The organism is Adlercreutzia sp. ZJ242 (genome assembly GCF_011038995.1).
In the GTDB taxonomy this organism is placed as follows: Bacteria; Actinomycetota; Coriobacteriia; order Coriobacteriales; family Eggerthellaceae; genus CAAEEV01.
The window spans coordinates 1-15,229 of sequence record NZ_JAAKEE010000059.1 but is presented as its reverse complement, the minus strand read 5'-3'; the positions used below and the strand labels follow the sequence as shown (position 1 = coordinate 15,229).

Sequence of the window (15,229 nt, the reverse complement as noted above, 5' to 3'; positions counted from 1 at the left end):
GGCCTCGGCGGCCTCGAGCGCCGCCGCGGCGGCGCGCTCGCGCTCCTCGGCGTCGTCGACGAGCGACACCGCCTCGCGGGCGGCCTCGCGGGCGGCGAGCACGTCGTCCATGCGCGGGCCGTACGCGCGCAGGAGCCCCTGCATCGCCGCCGCGCGCTCCTGGGCGCCGGCCAGCTCGTCGTAGTCGCACTCCACGCCGTCGCGGTAGCTGAGCGCCTCGCGGGCCACGTCCTCGAGCACGTAGCCCGCCTCGCGCAGCGACTGCGCGAGGGGCTCGAGCGCCGCGTCGAAGCGCGCGCCCTCCTCGAGCGCCGCCGTGGCGCGGGAGAGGCCGTCGAGCGCGCCCGAGTCCCCCGAGAGGCCCTGGTAGGCGCCGTCGGCCGCGCGCGCGAGCGCCTCGGCGTGCTCGGCGCGCTCAAGGTAGGCGACCAGCTCCTCGTACTCGCCCGGCGCCGGGTCGACCGCGTCGATCTGGCGCAGCGTGAAGCGCGCCTCGTCGAGCTGCGCCGCCGACGAGGTGCGCCCCTCCCGGATGCGCGCAAGCTCGCGTGACGCCGCGGCCGCCTCCGCGAAGGCCGCGCCGTACGCCGCGGCCGCGGGCCCCACCTCGTCGTGCGCCCAGGCGTCGAGGAGCCCCGCGTGCGCGGCCGGCTTCGCCAGCACCTGGTGCTCGTGCTGGCCGACGAGGTCGATGCTCGGCGCCACCGTGCGCGAGAGCTCGGCGACGCTCGCCAGGGCGCCGTCGATGCTCGCGCGCGAGCGCCCGTCGGACGAGAGCCGGCGCGTGACCACCACCTCGCGCTCGCCCTCCCCGCCTTCGCCGGGCAGGAAGAAGCGGCCGCTCACCTGGGCGGAGGACGTGCCCTCGCGCACCGCGCCCTTGTCGGCCCGCGCGCCCATGAGCAGCTTGCACGCCGACAAAAGCGCCGTCTTGCCCGCGCCCGTCTCGCCCGTGAACGCGGTGAGCCCCGCGGAGAAGGCGCACGACGCCTCGCGGATCAGCGCCAGGTTTGAAACTTGCATCTCGTCGATCATCTCTCGCGTCCTTAGAACGTCCCTGCTTGCACCGGCGTGTTTGTGGTATCGTCTCGCGAAAACGCAGACGACGAAAGGATACACCATGCGCGCAGTCATCCAGCGGGTCAGCCAGGCCCGCGTCAGCATCGACGGCGACGTCATCGGGTCGGTCGGGCGCGGCTTCGCCATCCTGCTCGGCGTGGGGCGGGGCGACGGCGAGGAGCAGGTCGAGCGCCTGTGGTCGAAGATCTTCAAGATGCGCATCTTCGAGGACGCCGACGGCAAGACCAACCTCTCGCTCGCCGACGTGGGAGGCGAGGTGCTCGTGGTGTCCCAGTTCACCCTCTACGCCAGCTGCCGCCGCGGCAACCGCCCCTCGTTCACCGACGCCGGCGCGCCTGACGAGGCCAAGCGGCTCTACGAGGCGTTCGTCGCGCGCGCCCGCAAAGACGTCCCGCGCGTGGAGACCGGCGAGTTCGGCGCGATGATGGAGGTGTCGCTCGTCAACGACGGTCCCTTCACCATCGTGCTCGACACCGACGAGCTCTGAGGCGCCGCCCGCTGCGCCCGAGCCGTGCCTGCTGCGCCCGCCAGCTTCCCGTGCCCTGCGCGCCCGTCGGCTTCCCGCGCCCCGCACGTTCCACGCGCAGCCCCCGGCCTTCCTACCCGCGGCGGGAGCCGCCGTAGGCGGCGTGCTTGCGGTTGCCGTAGGCGCTGCCCTTGCGGGCCGTCTTCTTGAGGTCGGCGAGCACGTCGGCCTCGCTCTGCCCCTCCACGCTCGCGCGCAGCTTCACCACCTGGTCGCGCAGGCGCGCGGCCTCCTCGAAGTCCATGCTCTCGGAGGCGGCGGCCATCTCGTCCTCCATCGACGATATGATGCGCAGCACCTCCTCGCGCGAGAGCTCGGCGAGCTCGCGGTTCACCTGCTCGGCGCTCCTCCCCTCGACGTCCTCGGTCACGAACCCCATGATGTCGCTGATGGCCTTGCGGATGGTCTGCGGCTCGATGCCGTGCTCCTCGTTGTAGGCCATCTGGATCTCGCGGCGCCGGCGCGTCTCGTCGATGGCGCGCCTCATGGAGTCGGTCACGCGGTCGGCGTACATGATGACCTGGCCGCTCACGTTGCGCGCCGCGCGCCCGATGGTCTGGATGAGCGAGCGGTGGTTGCGCAGGAAGCCCTCCTTGTCGGCGTCGAGGATGGCCACGAGCGACACCTCGGGCAGGTCGAGCCCCTCGCGCAGAAGGTTGATGCCCACGAGCACGTCGAACTCGCCGCGGCGCAGGTCGCGCAGGATCTCCACGCGCTCGAGCGTGGCGATGTCGGAGTGCATGTAGCGCGCCTTCACGCCCTGGTCGAGCAGGTGGTCGGTCAGATCCTCCGCCATCTTCTTCGTCAGCGTGGTGATGAGCACGCGCTCGTCGCGGCCGACGCGCTCCTTCGCCTCGTCGATGATGTCGTCGATCTGGCTGGCGCTCGAGCGCACGATGATCTCGGGGTCGAGCAGGCCCGTGGGGCGGATGATCTGCTCCACCTGGTTCTGCGTGACCTTCTCCTCGTAGTCGCCGGGCGTGGCCGACACGTAGATGAACTGCGGCACGCGCTGCTCGAACTCGTCGAAGCGCAAGGGGCGGTTGTCCAGGCAGCTCGGCAGGCGGAAGCCGTGCTCCGCGAGCGTGATCTTGCGCGAGCGGTCGCCCTCGTGCATGCCGCGCACCTGCGGCACCGTCACGTGGCTCTCGTCGATGATGCAGAGGAAGTCGCGCGGGAAGTAGTCGATGAGCGTGTAGGGCGGCTCGCCGGGCTCGCGCCCGTCGAGGTGGCGCGAGTAGTTCTCGATGCCCGAGCAGAAGCCCATCGTCTCGAGCATCTCCAGGTCGTAGTTCACGCGCATCTCGAGGCGCTGCGCCTCGAGCAGCTTGCCCTCCTCCTTGAACTGCCCCAGACGCTCGCGCAGCTCGTCTTGGATGGTGACGAGCGCGTGGTCGAGCTTCGGGCGCGCCGTCACGTAGTGCGACGCCGGCCAGATGGGCAGCGCCTCGAAGTCGCCGAGCACCTCGCCCGTGACGTGGTCCACCTCGGCGATGCGCTCGATCTCGTCCCCCCAGAACTCCACGCGGATCGGGTTGTCGGCGTAGGGCGGGAACACGTCGAGCGCGTCGCCGCGCACGCGGAACGTGCCGCGCTTGAGCTCGTAGTCGTTGCGGTCGTACTGGATGTCGATGAGGTCGCGGATCACGTCGTCGCGCTCGGAGGCGCGCTCCTTGTCCAAAAACACCGCCATGCCCGCGTAGTCCGCGGGGCTGCCGATGCCGTAGATGCAGCTCACCGACGCCACCACCACGATGTCGCGCCGCGAGAGCAGAGCGCTCGTCGCCGCGTGGCGCAGCTTCTCCACCTCCTCGTTGATGGAGGCGTCCTTCTCGATGAACGTGTCCGAGGAGGGCACGTACGCCTCGGGCTGGTAGTAGTCGTAGTAGCTGACGAAGTACACCACGGCGTTCTGCGGGAAGAACTCCTTGAGCTCGGCGGCGAGCTGCGCGGCGAGCGTCTTGTTGGGGGCGAGCACGAGCGTGGGCTTCTGCACCGCCTCGATGACCTTGGCCATGGTGAAGGTCTTGCCCGAGCCCGTCACGCCGAGCAGGTTCTGGTAGCGCAGCCCCCCCTCGACCCCCGCCGCGAGGGCGGCGATGGCCTCAGGCTGGTCGCCCGCCGACTCGTAGGGCGACACCACCTGAAACGGCGTGTTGGCCAGGCGCACCTCGGGGAGCTTCCCCTCCATGGCGGCGCCCTCTAGGCTGGAGAGATGAGGCATGGACGGGCCCTACTGCGCGTTGTAGCGCAGCCACCAGGCGATGACCTCGTTGCGCAGCTCCTCGGGCGTGCCGTCGTTGTTGAACACCACGTCGGACGCCTCGATGCGATCGGCGTCGGTGATCTGGCGCGAGATGCGGCGGCGCACGTCAGTCTCGTCGAAGCCCGAGGCCACCGCGCGCTCGATGCGCAGCTCGAGCGGCGCGAGCACGGCGATGACGACGTCGGCCGAGTAGGCCAGGGACGTCATGCGGTTCTTGAACACCGAGTACTCCACCACCACGGCCTCGCAGCCCGCCTTCTCGAGCTCGAAGAGCCGGTCGGTGTAGAGCTCCTCGATGCGCGGCATGGTGATGCGGTTGAGCTTGCGCGTCTCGGCGGGCGACACGAACGCCTTGGCGGCGAGCGCGCTGCGCACGATCTCGCCGTCCTCGCCGAAGACGTCCTCGCCGAACGCCTCGGCGATCTCCTCTTTGACGGTGTCCCACTTCAGGACCTCATGCCCCACCTTGTCGAGGTCGATGTACTCCAAGCCCTGGTCGGTCAGCGCGCGACGGGCGGTGGACTTGCCCGCGCCCATGCCGCCGATGATGAACAGCTTCTTCATTTACGCTACCTCCTCGATCACGCCGCCGCCAAGCACGGTGGCACCCTGATAGAAAACCGCATGCTGGCCTGGCGCGGTTGCGGGCTGCGGCGAAGCCAGCTCGACTGCGACGCTCCCGCTGCTCGTGACTCTCATGATACACGCACATGGCTCGCTGCGGTAGCGGAGTTTCACCATGGCCTCGAGGGGGGCGCCGGGCGGCTCGATCGCCTGCCACGCCATCTGCCCGACCCGCACCTGGCGGATGAGGCTCTCCTCGCGCGTGCCGATGACGAGCTCGTTTGCGTCGGCGCGCTTGCCCACCACGTAGTAGGGCTCGGGGCCCGCCACGCCGATGCCGCGGCGCTGGCCCGCCGTGTAGCACGCGAGCCCCGCGTGGCGCCCGCGCACCTGCCCGCGCACGTCCACGATGTCCCCCGGCTCGAAGGCGACGCCGCGCTGGGCCAGAAGCGCGCGGTAGCCCTGCGGGGCGAAGCAGATGTCCTGGCTGTCGGGCGCGTCGGCCGCGGCGATCCCCGCCGCGCGCGCCACCTCGCGCACCTCGAGCTTGGTCATGCCGCCCAGGGGCAGGATGAGCCGCGCGAGCTGCTCCTGCGAGAGCTGGCTCAGCATGTAGCTCTGGTCCTTGGCGTGGTCGAGCGCGCGCATGACGGCGTAGCGGCCGTCCTCCCCGAGGCGCCCCACGCGGGCGTAGTGCCCCGTCGCCACGAAGTCGCAGCCGTGCGCGTCGGCCGCGCCCATGAGCGCCGGCAGCTTGCAGCGCGCGTTGCAGCCCACGCACGGGCTCGGCGTGAGGCCGCGCGCGCAGCCGTCCGCGAACGGCGCCACCACGCGCTCCTCGAACGCGCCCGCGCAGTCAACCGCCACGTGCTCGGCGCCGAGCTGCGCGCACGTCTCCCGCGCGCCGCTCACCGCGGCCCGAGCCGCCGCGCCCGGCATGAACACGCACGTCACCCCGAGCACCTCGTATCCGTGGTGCTGCAGCATGAGCACCGCCGTCGAGCTGTCCACGCCGCCGCTCATGCCGAGCGCCACGCGCCTTCCTCGCTCCACCTTGCCTCCGAACGTCTGATCCTCCAGAAAGAGCAAGGGGAGCGGAGCCCTCGCAGGCTCCGCTCCCCTGTTGCGCTTGCCTTCACGCCCGCCTGCGCGGCGAGCTTGCGCCCAAGGCTACTCCGCCTTCTCCTCGGCAGGAGCCTCGGCCTTCTCGGCCTTGTCAGCCTTGTCGGCCTTCCTGGAGCGCTTGGCCGGCTTCTCCTCGGCCTGGATGGTCTCGTCGACCTCGATCTCGAAGCCGAGCTCCTCGGCGGCGGCCTTCATCGACAGGGAGATGCGGCGACGCTCGGGGTTGATCTCCATGACCTTGACCTTGACGCCCTCGCCCGGCTTGACGACCTGGGCAGGCGTGTCGATGTGGCGGCCGGCCATCTCGGAGATGTGCACGAGGCCCTCGATGGAGTTGCCCAGCTCGATGAACGCGCCGAACGGGACGATCTTGGTGACCTTGCCGTCGACGATGGTGCCGACCGGGTAGGACTCGACGAGCTTGATCCACGGGTCAGGCGTGGTCTGCTTGAGGCCGAGCGAGATGCGCTCGCGCTGCAGATCGACGTCGAGCACCTCGACCTCCACCTCGTCGCCCACCTTGACGACCTCGGAGGGATGGTTGACGTGGTTCCAGGAGAGCTCGGAGATGTGGACCAGGCCGTCGATGCCGCCGAGGTCCACGAAGGCGCCGAAGTCCACGATGGAGGAGACGGTGCCCTTGAGGCGCATGCCCTTCGAGAGCTTCGAGAGGATCTCGGCGCGCTCGTTCTTGCGGCCCTCCTCGAGCAGCACGCGGCGGGACAGCACGACGTTGTTGCGGTTGCGGTCCATCTCGATGACGCGGGCCTCGATCTCGGTGTTGAGGTACATGTCGAGGTCCTTCACGCGGCGCAGGTCGACGAGCGACGCAGGCAGGAAGCCGCGCAGGCCGATGTCGAGGATCAGGCCGCCCTTGACGACCTCGATGACCTCGCCGGTGACGACCTCGCCGGCCTTGAACTTCTCTTCGACGCGAATCCAAGCACGCTCGTACTCAGCACGCTTCTTCGACAGGATCAGACGGCCGTCCTTGTCCTCCTTCTGGAGAACGAGCGCCTCGATCTTGTCGCCCAGGCTCACGATATCGGACGGATCGGCATCCTTGCGGATGGAGAGCTCGCGGGACGGGATGACGCCCTCGCTCTTGAATCCGATGTCGACGAGCACCTCGTCGTGCTCGAGCTTGACGACAACACCGTCGACGAGATCGCCCTCGTCGAAGTTGGTCAGCGTGCCGTCAATCATCTCGTTCATCTGCTCGTCCGTGATGTCGGAGAAGTCGATGACGGATGTGTTCTTGATTTCGGTCAAAACGGACCCCTTTCGAACCTTCTAGAATTCCGGGGACCCTTCGTCATGATTGATTGACACTTACCATGTTCGCATGCTAAAGCTGGCGATCTAAGCTGTACAACAAAACATGTCTCGGGGGCCTACAGATACCTTGCCTACGGGTTTTCCCATAGGCTCAGTTAGTATAACACGCGCCCCCGCTCCTTCCCCGTGAATTTTGACCCAGCGCGATTAATTCGTAGGGCCGCCGCAACGCTGCTGTTGCGGGGGCGGGCGGGACGACGAGCAGAGCTCAGTCGCTCAGACAGTCCTGCTCGCACGAAACGCCCGCAGGGCGTTTCGGCTCGTGCGGAACTCGCTTGGTGAGCACCGCCCGCCGTCCCGCCCGCAGTCCCCTCTAGGTCTCTACGCGCGCGCGGCCTGGGCCTCGCGCAGGGCGCGCGTGAGCTGGTCGGCGCACGAGGTCAAGCGGCGGCCGCAGGTGTTGCCCTCCAGGAGCGCGACCACCTCGTCGACGGGCTTGCCCGCCACCAGCTTGGAGATGGCCTTCAGGTTGCCGTCGCAGCCGCCCGTGAACTGGACCGACTCGATCACGTCTCCGTCAAGCTCGACGTCGATGCGGCGCGAGCACACGCCGCTCGGGGTGTAAGTGTACATGGGGCTCCTTCCTCGCCAAATTGTCCGCGCCCATTCTAGCGCAACGCGCGGGCGGCGAAGGCACGGCCCGCCGAGCGGAAGCGGGAACTACTCCCATCGTCTTGCGCAACGATGGGAGCAGGGGCGGGGCTGCCTCTGGCGAAGGGACGGAGGGACGAAGGGGCGCATGCAAGCAACCGCCCCTCCCCCTGCGCGCTCGCTCGCCGCCCGCTAGATCGCGTCGTCACCGGTCTCGCCGGTGCGGATCCGTATCACCTGCTCAACCGGGGAGATGAAGATCTTGCCGTCGCCCACGCTGCCGGTGCGGGCCGCCGCCTGGATCACCTCCACGAGCTCGTCGACGCGCGCGTCGTCGACGACGACCTCGAACTTCACCTTCGGCACCATGTTCAGCAGCACCTCGGTGCCGCGGAAGTACTCGGTCCAGCCGTGCTGGTTGCCGCAGCCGTTCACCTGGCTGATGGTCATGCCCGACACGTTCGCCGCGAACAGGGCGTCCTTGAGCGCCTCGAGCTTCTCGGGACGCACGATGGCTATGATTCGCTTCATGAGAACCGCTTCCTTCCGCTAGTCGAGGCCGATGTAGGCCGGGTACGCGCTCTCGCCGTGCTCGGCGACGTCGAGGCCGCGCGCCTCCTCCTCTTCGCTCACGCGCAGGCTGCCCTTGAAGCACGCCTTCACGGCGAGCCCGATGACCAGGTCGGCCACGGCCACGAACGCGACGGTGACGAGGATGCCCGCGACCTGGCTCAAAAGCAGCGACGCGTCGCCCGTGTAGATGAGGCCGCCGAAGCCGGTCCAGGACAGCTCGGGCACGCAGAACACGCCGGTGAGGACGCCGCCCACGACGCCGCCCACGCAGTGGCAGCCGAAGGCGTCGAGCGCGTCGTCGTAGCCGAGCCTGCGCTTGCAGACGGAGATGGCGAAGTAGCAGACGGGGCTCACGACGACCCCCATGACGACGGCCGCCCACGGCTCTACGAAGCCCGCCGCCGGCGTGATGACCACCAAGCCCGCGACCAGGCCGGTCACCGCGCCGACGAGCGTGGGCTTGCCCACCTTCACGCGCTCGACCACCATCCAGGACGCAAGCGCGGCGCCCGAGGCCACCACCGTGTTCACGAGGGCCAGCGCCGCCACGCCGTCAGCCGCGAACTCGGAGCCCGCGTTGAACCCGAACCAGCCGAACCACAGAAGCGTCGCGCCGAGTGCCACGAACGGCACGTTGTGCGCACGGTAGCTCATCATGCCGAAGCCCCTGCGCTTGCCGGCCAGGACGCACAGCACGAGGCCCGTGAGGCCCGAGGAGATGTGCACCACGTCGCCGCCGGCGAAGTCAAGCGCGCCGATGACGTCACCGATGAGGGAGCCTTCGCCGCCCCACACCATGTGGGCGAGCGGCGGGTACACGAGCACGGTCCAAACCACCAGGAACGCGCAGATGGCGCCGAACTTCACGCGCCCGGCGACCGCGCCGGTGATGATGGCGGTGGTGATCATGCAGAAGGCCATCTGGAACACGACGTCGACGACAGCCGGGTAGCCCGCCGCGAGCTCGGGGTCGGCCGCGTCGAGCGACGCTGCGCCAGAGAGCACTGCGAAGGCATCCGGAGTGCCCTCTGCCTCAGCGAGCAGGTCGGAGACCGCGCCCAGGCAGCCGACCTGGTCGAAGCCGCCGAAAAACGGGACCGAGCCGTCGCCGCCGTACGCGAACGACCAGCCGCACGTCGTCCAGGTGAGGGCGACGATGCCGATGGCGGCGAACACCATGATCATCGTGTTGCCGACGTTCTTGCGCCGCGACAAGCCGCCGTAGAAGAACGCCAGCCCGGGCGTCATGAGGAGGACGAGCATCGTGCACACGATCATGAAGCCCGTCGAGCCTGTGTCAAACATAGCAGATACCTCCTTGTTTCCTCGCGTTGTCTGACTCCACGTCCCATGATTCCACGCCCGCGCGGCTCACGCGGGCGCGCCCTCGAGTGTTAGCGCTTTCGAAAACGCCTTTTAACAAGGGGGAAGCGCTGGCGTTACACGCCGGAAACGTACGGAGTAGGAGTACAATCAAAGACCAGCGCGTGAACAGGCGCGCAGGCGGGCACGGGATTGCGGCCCGCGAGCGCGCAGGAGGCGCGAAGGCGCCGAGAAGGAGGTCGCATGGAAGTCGAGTTCGTCCCCGTCGAGACGGAGGAGCACGTCGAGCAGCTGGCCGAGCTGGCCGGCGAGATCTGGCGCGAGTACTGGCCCGCGCTCATCGGCGAGGGCCAGACCGAGTACATGATCGAGCAGTTCCAGAGCGCAGGCGCCATCAGGCGCGACATGGCCGAGAACGCCTACGAGTACTGGTTCGTGCGCGTGCGCGAGGACGGCGCGGGCGCGGAGGGCGAGCCGCGCGTCGTGGGGTACACCGGCGGGCATGACGAGCCCGAGACGAACCGCTTCTTCATCTCGAAGATCTACCTCGCGGCCGCCGAGCGCGGGCGCGGGTTCGCGAGCCGCATCGTGGCGTTCTACGACGAGCTGTGCCGCGAGCGCGGCCTCTCCGCCTCGTACCTCACGGTGAACAAGCACAACGAGCTGGCCCTGCGCGCGTACCGGGCGAAGGGGTTCCGCGAGATCGACTCGGTGGTGACCGAGATCGGCGGCGGCTACGTGATGGACGACTACGTCATGGAGCGCCCGGTCACGAGCCGGGCGTAGCGGCGGGGCGCGGGGCGGACGCTTGCGCAGGGCGGCCTGCATCCGCGCTCGCGCCTCGCGCAGGGCGGCCCGCAGCCGCCAGCGCAGAGGGCGCCCGGGCGGGCGCCCTTAATCCCCGAGCGCGTCGGCCACGGTGGCCGCGATGCCCTCGGCGTCGAGCCCCAGGTCGCGCAGGAGCAGGTCGACCTTGCCCTGCAGCACGTAGTCGTCGGGGAGGCCGAGCACGCGCGTGGGCACCTGCGCCCCCAGCTCGGAGAGCACGCCGAGCACGCCCTCGCCCGCGCCGCCCGTGACGACGCCCTCCTCCACCGTGACCACGAGGCGCGTGGACGCCGCGCGGCGGATGGCCTCGCGGTCGAGCGGCTTCACCCAGCGCATGTCGACGACGCGCGCGCTCACGCGGCGCTCCTCCAGGAGCCGCGCCGCCTCCACGGCGCGCGGCACCATGTGCCCGAACGCGAGGATGCACGCGTCGTCGCCCTCGCGCAGCACGCGCGAGACGCCCGGGGCGAGGACGGCGGGGGCCTTGGGGACCGGCACGCCCTCGCCCGCGCCGCGCGGGTAGCGGATGGCGAACGGGCCGCCGAGCACGAGCGCGGTGTGCAGCGCGCAGGCGAGCTCGGCCTCGTCGGAGGGGGCGAGCACGCGCATGTGCGGGATCATCCGCGCGTAGACCAGGTCGAACACGCCGTGGTGCGTGGGGCCGTCGTTGCCCACCAGGCCCGCGCGGTCGAGCGCGAACACCACGTCGAGCTTCGGCAGCGCCACGTTGACGATCATCTGGTCGACGGCGCGCTGCAGGAAGGTGGAGTAGATGGCCACCACGGGCTTGCTCCCGCCCGCGGCGAGGCCCGACGCCATGCCGACGGCCTGCTCCTCGGCGATGCCCACGTCGACGAAGCGCTCGGGGTAGGCGCGCGCGAAGGGCTTGAGCCCCGTGCCGCCCTCCATGGCCGCCGTGATGGCCACCACGCGCGGGTCGAGCGCGGCCTCGCGCACGAGCGCCTCGCCGAACACGCTCGTGTAGCTGGGGGCGGCCGCAGGCGACGCGGTCGAGGCGCCGGTGGCAACGTCGTAGGGGCCCACGCCGTGGAAGCGCTCCGGGTCCTTGCGCGCGGGGCCGTAGCCCGCGCCCTTCTTCGTCACCACGTGCATGAGCACGGGCGCGTCCATGGCGAGCACGAGCGACAGCGTCTCGCGCAGCTCGCGGATGTCGTGCCCGTCGATGGGGGCCGTGCACACGATGCCGAGCTGCTCGAAGATCATGGAGTGCGGGATGACGAACTGCTTCATCGACTCCTTGACGTTCTTGCCGAAGCGCGCCACGGCGTTGCCGAAGGCGCCGCCGCTCTCGAGGCGCTCCTGCAGGGCCTCGCGCGCGTCGCGGTACTGCGAGGTCGCGCGCATGTTGCCGAGGTGCCTCATGAGCGCGCCGACGTTGCGCGAGATGGACATCTCGTTGTCGTTCAGGATGATGACGAGCGGCAGCTGCTCTTGGCCCACGTAGTTCAGGGCCTCGAACGCCATGCCGCCCGAGAGCGCCGCGTCCCCGATGACGGCCACCACCCTCTCGTCGGTCCCCTTGATCTTGCGCGCCTTGGCCAGGCCCGCGGCCACCGACAGCGAGTCGGAGGCGTGGCCCGAGGGGTGCACGTCGTACGGGCTCTCGCTCGGGCGCGGGAAGCCCGAGATGCCGTGGTAGCTGCGCAGGGTGTCGAAGGCGTCGCGCCGCCCCGTGACGAGCTTGTGCGCGTACGCCTGATGCCCCACGTCGAAGATGAGCTTGTCGCGCGGCGCGTCGAGCACGCTGTGCGCCGCGAGGATGATCTCGACCGCGCCGAGCGACGAGGCCACGTGCCCGCCCGTCTTGGACGTGGTGGCGATGATCTGCTCGCGGATCTCCTGCGCGAGGATGTTAAGCTCCTCGTCGCTCAAGACCTTGAGGTCGGAGGGTGAGTCGATGGCGTCGAGTATGCGGTCGTTTCTCACGGGGATCACCTCGTCGCGCGCTAGAGCGCGCCCTCGTCCGCGGCCGGGGCTGCCTCGCCCTCCGCAGATGCTGCGGCCTCGGCGTCGCCTGCGGGCGCGCCGGAGTCGGCCCCTGCTGCGCCGGCGTCGGCGCCGGCGCCTTCCGCCGCGCGCGCCTCCTCGGCGGCTGCGGCCTCGAGCGCGCCCTGCTCGCTCAGGTCGCATGCGGCAAGTCCCAGCTTGACGGCCTCCTCGTAGAGCGCGAGCGCCTCGCCGAGCGTGACGCCCTCGGCGCTCACCTCGTCGACGATCTGCTCGAGGCGGCCCTTCACCTCTTCGAACGTGCCGAGCTGCGCGGCCATCACGCCTCAGCGCCCTCGGACGCGGCCTCGCCTTCGCCCGCCGTCGGCAGCGCGTCGTAGCCCGCGAACGGGTCGCGCTCCTCCGCGCCGGCGCCGTCCTCGGCCCCAGCGGCCGCAGCGGCCCCAGCGGCCTCAGCGGCAGCGGCCTCGGCGGCCTCGGCCTCGAGCTGCTTGGCGATGCGCCCGAGCACGCCGTTCACGAAGCGCGGCGACTCGTCCTCGCCGCCGAAGTCCTTCGCCAGCTCGACGGCCTCGTTGATCGCCACCGACACGGGCACGTCCTTCACGTAGACCATCTCGAAGACGGCCAGGCGCAGGATGGTGCGGTCGACGATGGGCATGCGCGACAGCGCCCAGTTCTCCGACGTCGACTCGAGGTAGGCGTCGATCACGTCGCGGTGCGCCTCCACGCCGTCGATCAGCGTGAGCGCGTACTCGGGCAGCGGGCCGTCCTCGTTCAGGCAGCGGCCCGTGTCCAGGAGCACCGAGGGGCGCTCGTTCTGGATCTCGCTCGTGTAGAGCACCTGCACGGTGCTGCGACGCGCAAAGGTGCGCTCATGTCGTTTGGCAGACATAAAAGTTTACTCCGTCTATGACTAAGGGGCGAAACGGGCCTGCGGGCGCGGCGCCCGCCCGAGGGAGAGCCGCCGCGCCCGCAGGGCGCTCTACTGCTGGTCGAACTGGATGCCGTCGACGAACACGTCAACCGAGGCCACCTCGACGCCCACCTGCACGCGCAGGGCGTCGGCCACGGCCTCGCGCAGGCGCGCCGCCAGGTCGGGCAGCACGTGCCCGTAGTGCACCTCGACGTGCAGCGTGACGGCGAGCTTGCCCTCGTCGTCCACGCTCGTCTCGATGCCGGAAGTCGACGGCCTCGACGCCAGCATGGAGCGCAGGCCGCTCGTGGCGTACGAGCCCACCGAGGCGATGCCGTCGACCTCGTTGGCCGCGATGGAGATGATCGTCTCCACCACGCCGGGCGCCAAGGACATGCCGTCTACGTTAAGCTGGTTGCTCATAGTACGTCTCCCATCTGGGTTTCGATGAAGTCGGTGGTGGCCTCGCCGGCCAGGAACACCTCGTTTTCCAGCACGCGCTTGTGGAACGGGATGGTGGTGGCGATGCCCTCGACCACGAACTCGTCGAGCGCGCGGCGCGCACGCGCCACCGCCTCGGCGCGGTCCTGCCCGGACACGATCACCTTCGCCACCAGCGAGTCGTAGTACGGCGAGATGCGCGTGCCGGCGCGCACGTAGCTCTCCACGCGCACGCCCGGGCCCGCGGGGGGCTCGAACGCCGTGACGGTGCCGGGGCACGGGCGGAAGCCGTGCGCGGGGTCCTCGGCGTTGATGCGCATCTCGATGGCGTGGCCGGACGGCACGAAGGGCGCGCGCCCGGCGCAGCTCATGGGCTCGCCCGCGGCGATGCGCAGCTGCTCCTTGATGATGTCGGTGCCGGTGATCTGCTCGGTGACGGGGTGCTCAACCTGCACGCGCGTGTTCATCTCCATGAAGTAGAAGTGGCCGCGCTCGTCGAGCAGGAACTCGATGGTGCCCGCGTTGCGGTAGCCCGTGGCGCGCACGGCCTTCACGGCGGCCACGCCCATGGCGCGGCGCACCTCCTCGGTCAGCGCCGGCGAGGGCGCCTCCTCGACGAGCTTCTGATGGCGGCGCTGGATGGAGCAGTCGCGCTCGCACAGGGCCACGTTGTTGCCGAAGTCGTCCGCGAGGATCTGCACCTCCACGTGGCGCGGGCGCAGCACGAGCTTCTCGAGGTACACGCCGTCGTTGCCGAACGCCGCGCCCGCCTCGGTGCGCGCGGCCTTGTACTGCGCCTCGAGGTCGGCCGGGTCGTGCACCTCGCGCATGCCCTTGCCGCCGCCACCCGCCGTGGCCTTGATGAGCACGGGGTAGCCCACGCGCTCGGCGAACGCGCGAGCCTCCTCGACGGTGTCGAGGCAGCCGTCGGAGCCGGGCACCGTCGGCACGCCGCAGCTCTTCATGGTCTCGCGGGCCGAGGACTTGTCGCCCATGCTCTCGATGCACTCGGGCGAGGGGCCGATGAACACGATGCCCTCCTCGGCGCAGGCGCGCGCGAAGTCGGCGTTCTCGGCCAGGAAGCCGTAGCCGGGGTGGATGGCCTCGGCCCCGGTCTGCTTGGCGGCCTCGATGATGTTGGCCATGACCAGGTAGCTCTTGTTGGCGGGCGCCGGCCCGATGCACACGGCCTCGTCGGCGTAGCGCACCGGGTAGGTGTCGGCGTCCTCGGTGGAGTACACCGCGACCGTCTTCACGCCGAGCTCGCGCGCCGCGCGCATCACGCGCAGCGCCACCTCGCCGCGGTTCGCGATGAGAATCTTCCCGAACATCATGCGTTCTCCGGAATCGTGGGAACCACTTCATGGGGCTCGATGTAGAACAGCACCGTGCCGTACTCGACCGGCGTGGCGTCGGTCAGGCACACCTCGCGCACCGTGCCCATCTCCTCGGCGGTGATCTCGTTCATGAGCTTCATGGCCTCGACGATGCACAGCGTCTCGTTGGCGGCCACCTCGTCGCCCACCTTCACGAACGGCGGCTCGCCGGGAGCCGGGGCCTCGTAGTAGGTGCCCACCATGGGAGCCGTCACGGCGCGCCACGTCGCCGGGCGCGCGGCGTCATCGGCTGCGGCGGGCGCGGGGGCCGCTGCGGGAGCCGGGGCCACCTGGGCCGCGGGCGCCGGTGCGGC

General features: G+C 70.0%; 16 protein-coding genes. 2 read left to right on the top strand and 14 right to left on the bottom strand.

Annotation, left to right across the window (positions count from 1 at the left end):
* On the bottom strand, positions 1 to 1,035 hold a 1,035-nt coding region (locus tag G7Y49_RS10650; RefSeq protein ID WP_165173647.1), incomplete at its 3' end, for an AAA family ATPase.
* A gap of 85 nt (positions 1,036 to 1,120) precedes the next feature.
* Between G7Y49_RS10650 and dtd the strand changes: the two genes are divergently transcribed.
* On the top strand, positions 1,121 to 1,567 hold the full coding sequence (gene dtd, locus G7Y49_RS10645; protein WP_165173645.1) for a D-aminoacyl-tRNA deacylase: 447 nt from the start codon (positions 1,121 to 1,123) through the stop codon (positions 1,565 to 1,567).
* Positions 1,568 to 1,679: 112 nt separating this feature from the next.
* Here the strand turns inward: dtd and uvrB are convergent, their stop codons facing one another.
* The 7 genes from uvrB to G7Y49_RS10605 all read right to left on the bottom strand — a co-directional run bounded on the left by uvrB (position 1,680) and on the right by G7Y49_RS10605 (position 9,368).
* On the bottom strand, positions 1,680 to 3,830 hold the full coding sequence (uvrB, locus tag G7Y49_RS10640; RefSeq protein WP_165173643.1) for an excinuclease ABC subunit UvrB: 2,151 nt from the start codon (positions 3,828 to 3,830) through the stop codon (positions 1,680 to 1,682).
* Positions 3,831 to 3,839: 9 nt separating this feature from the next.
* Positions 3,840 to 4,436: a dephospho-CoA kinase gene (coaE, locus tag G7Y49_RS10635; protein WP_165173641.1), complete on the bottom strand. Its 597-nt coding sequence runs from the start codon at positions 4,434 to 4,436 to the stop codon at positions 3,840 to 3,842.
* Positions 4,437 to 5,525 carry a tRNA 2-thiouridine(34) synthase MnmA gene (gene mnmA, locus G7Y49_RS10630; RefSeq protein ID WP_241157385.1) on the bottom strand — a complete coding sequence of 363 codons (1,089 nt, stop codon included), beginning with the start codon at positions 5,523 to 5,525 and terminating at the stop codon, positions 4,437 to 4,439.
* 81 nt (positions 5,526 to 5,606) lie between these two features.
* Positions 5,607 to 6,833 (bottom strand): 30S ribosomal protein S1, encoded by a 1,227-nt coding sequence (rpsA, locus tag G7Y49_RS10625; RefSeq protein ID WP_165173639.1) that lies wholly within the window; start codon positions 6,831 to 6,833, stop codon positions 5,607 to 5,609.
* A gap of 387 nt (positions 6,834 to 7,220) precedes the next feature.
* Entirely contained in the window at positions 7,221 to 7,472 is a 252-nt protein-coding gene (locus tag G7Y49_RS10615; RefSeq protein WP_165173637.1) for a TIGR03905 family TSCPD domain-containing protein, read from the bottom strand.
* Between the two features lie 210 nt (positions 7,473 to 7,682).
* Entirely contained in the window at positions 7,683 to 8,021 is a 339-nt protein-coding gene (locus G7Y49_RS10610) for a P-II family nitrogen regulator (RefSeq protein WP_165173635.1), read from the bottom strand.
* A gap of 18 nt (positions 8,022 to 8,039) precedes the next feature.
* A complete protein-coding gene (locus tag G7Y49_RS10605; protein ID WP_165173633.1) occupies positions 8,040 to 9,368 on the bottom strand; it encodes an ammonium transporter in 1,329 nt (442 codons plus the stop codon).
* Positions 9,369 to 9,629: 261 nt separating this feature from the next.
* On the opposite strand from G7Y49_RS10605, the gene G7Y49_RS10600 reads away from it, so the two are divergent.
* Complete coding sequence (locus G7Y49_RS10600; RefSeq protein WP_165173631.1) at positions 9,630 to 10,172, top strand: GNAT family N-acetyltransferase; 543 nt, start codon at positions 9,630 to 9,632, stop codon at positions 10,170 to 10,172.
* A 108-nt stretch (positions 10,173 to 10,280) separates the two neighbouring features.
* Here the strand turns inward: G7Y49_RS10600 and dxs are convergent, their stop codons facing one another.
* The 6 genes from dxs to accB all read right to left on the bottom strand — a co-directional run.
* Positions 10,281 to 12,161 (bottom strand): 1-deoxy-D-xylulose-5-phosphate synthase, encoded by a 1,881-nt coding sequence (gene dxs, locus G7Y49_RS10595; protein WP_165173629.1) that lies wholly within the window; start codon positions 12,159 to 12,161, stop codon positions 10,281 to 10,283.
* A 20-nt stretch (positions 12,162 to 12,181) separates the two neighbouring features.
* Positions 12,182 to 12,502, bottom strand: coding sequence for an exodeoxyribonuclease VII small subunit (locus G7Y49_RS10590; RefSeq protein WP_165173649.1), 321 nt, complete (start codon positions 12,500 to 12,502; stop codon positions 12,182 to 12,184).
* A complete protein-coding gene (nusB, locus tag G7Y49_RS10585; protein WP_165173627.1) occupies positions 12,502 to 13,077 on the bottom strand; it encodes a transcription antitermination factor NusB in 576 nt (191 codons plus the stop codon). Before nusB ends, G7Y49_RS10590 begins: the two co-directional genes overlap by 1 nt.
* A 90-nt stretch (positions 13,078 to 13,167) precedes the next feature.
* The gene (locus tag G7Y49_RS10580; RefSeq protein WP_165173625.1) at positions 13,168 to 13,521 is read right to left on the bottom strand and encodes an Asp23/Gls24 family envelope stress response protein; all 354 of its coding nucleotides are present in this window, start codon (positions 13,519 to 13,521) and stop codon (positions 13,168 to 13,170) included.
* The gene (gene accC, locus G7Y49_RS10575; protein WP_165173623.1) at positions 13,518 to 14,870 is read right to left on the bottom strand and encodes an acetyl-CoA carboxylase biotin carboxylase subunit; all 1,353 of its coding nucleotides are present in this window, start codon (positions 14,868 to 14,870) and stop codon (positions 13,518 to 13,520) included. The genes G7Y49_RS10580 and accC overlap by 4 nt, the downstream gene beginning before the upstream one ends.
* Positions 14,870 to 15,229, bottom strand: a 360-nt coding sequence (gene accB / locus G7Y49_RS10570; RefSeq protein WP_165173621.1) for an acetyl-CoA carboxylase biotin carboxyl carrier protein, incomplete at its 5' end; no start/stop codon positions are given. The genes accB and accC, both read right to left, overlap by 1 nt.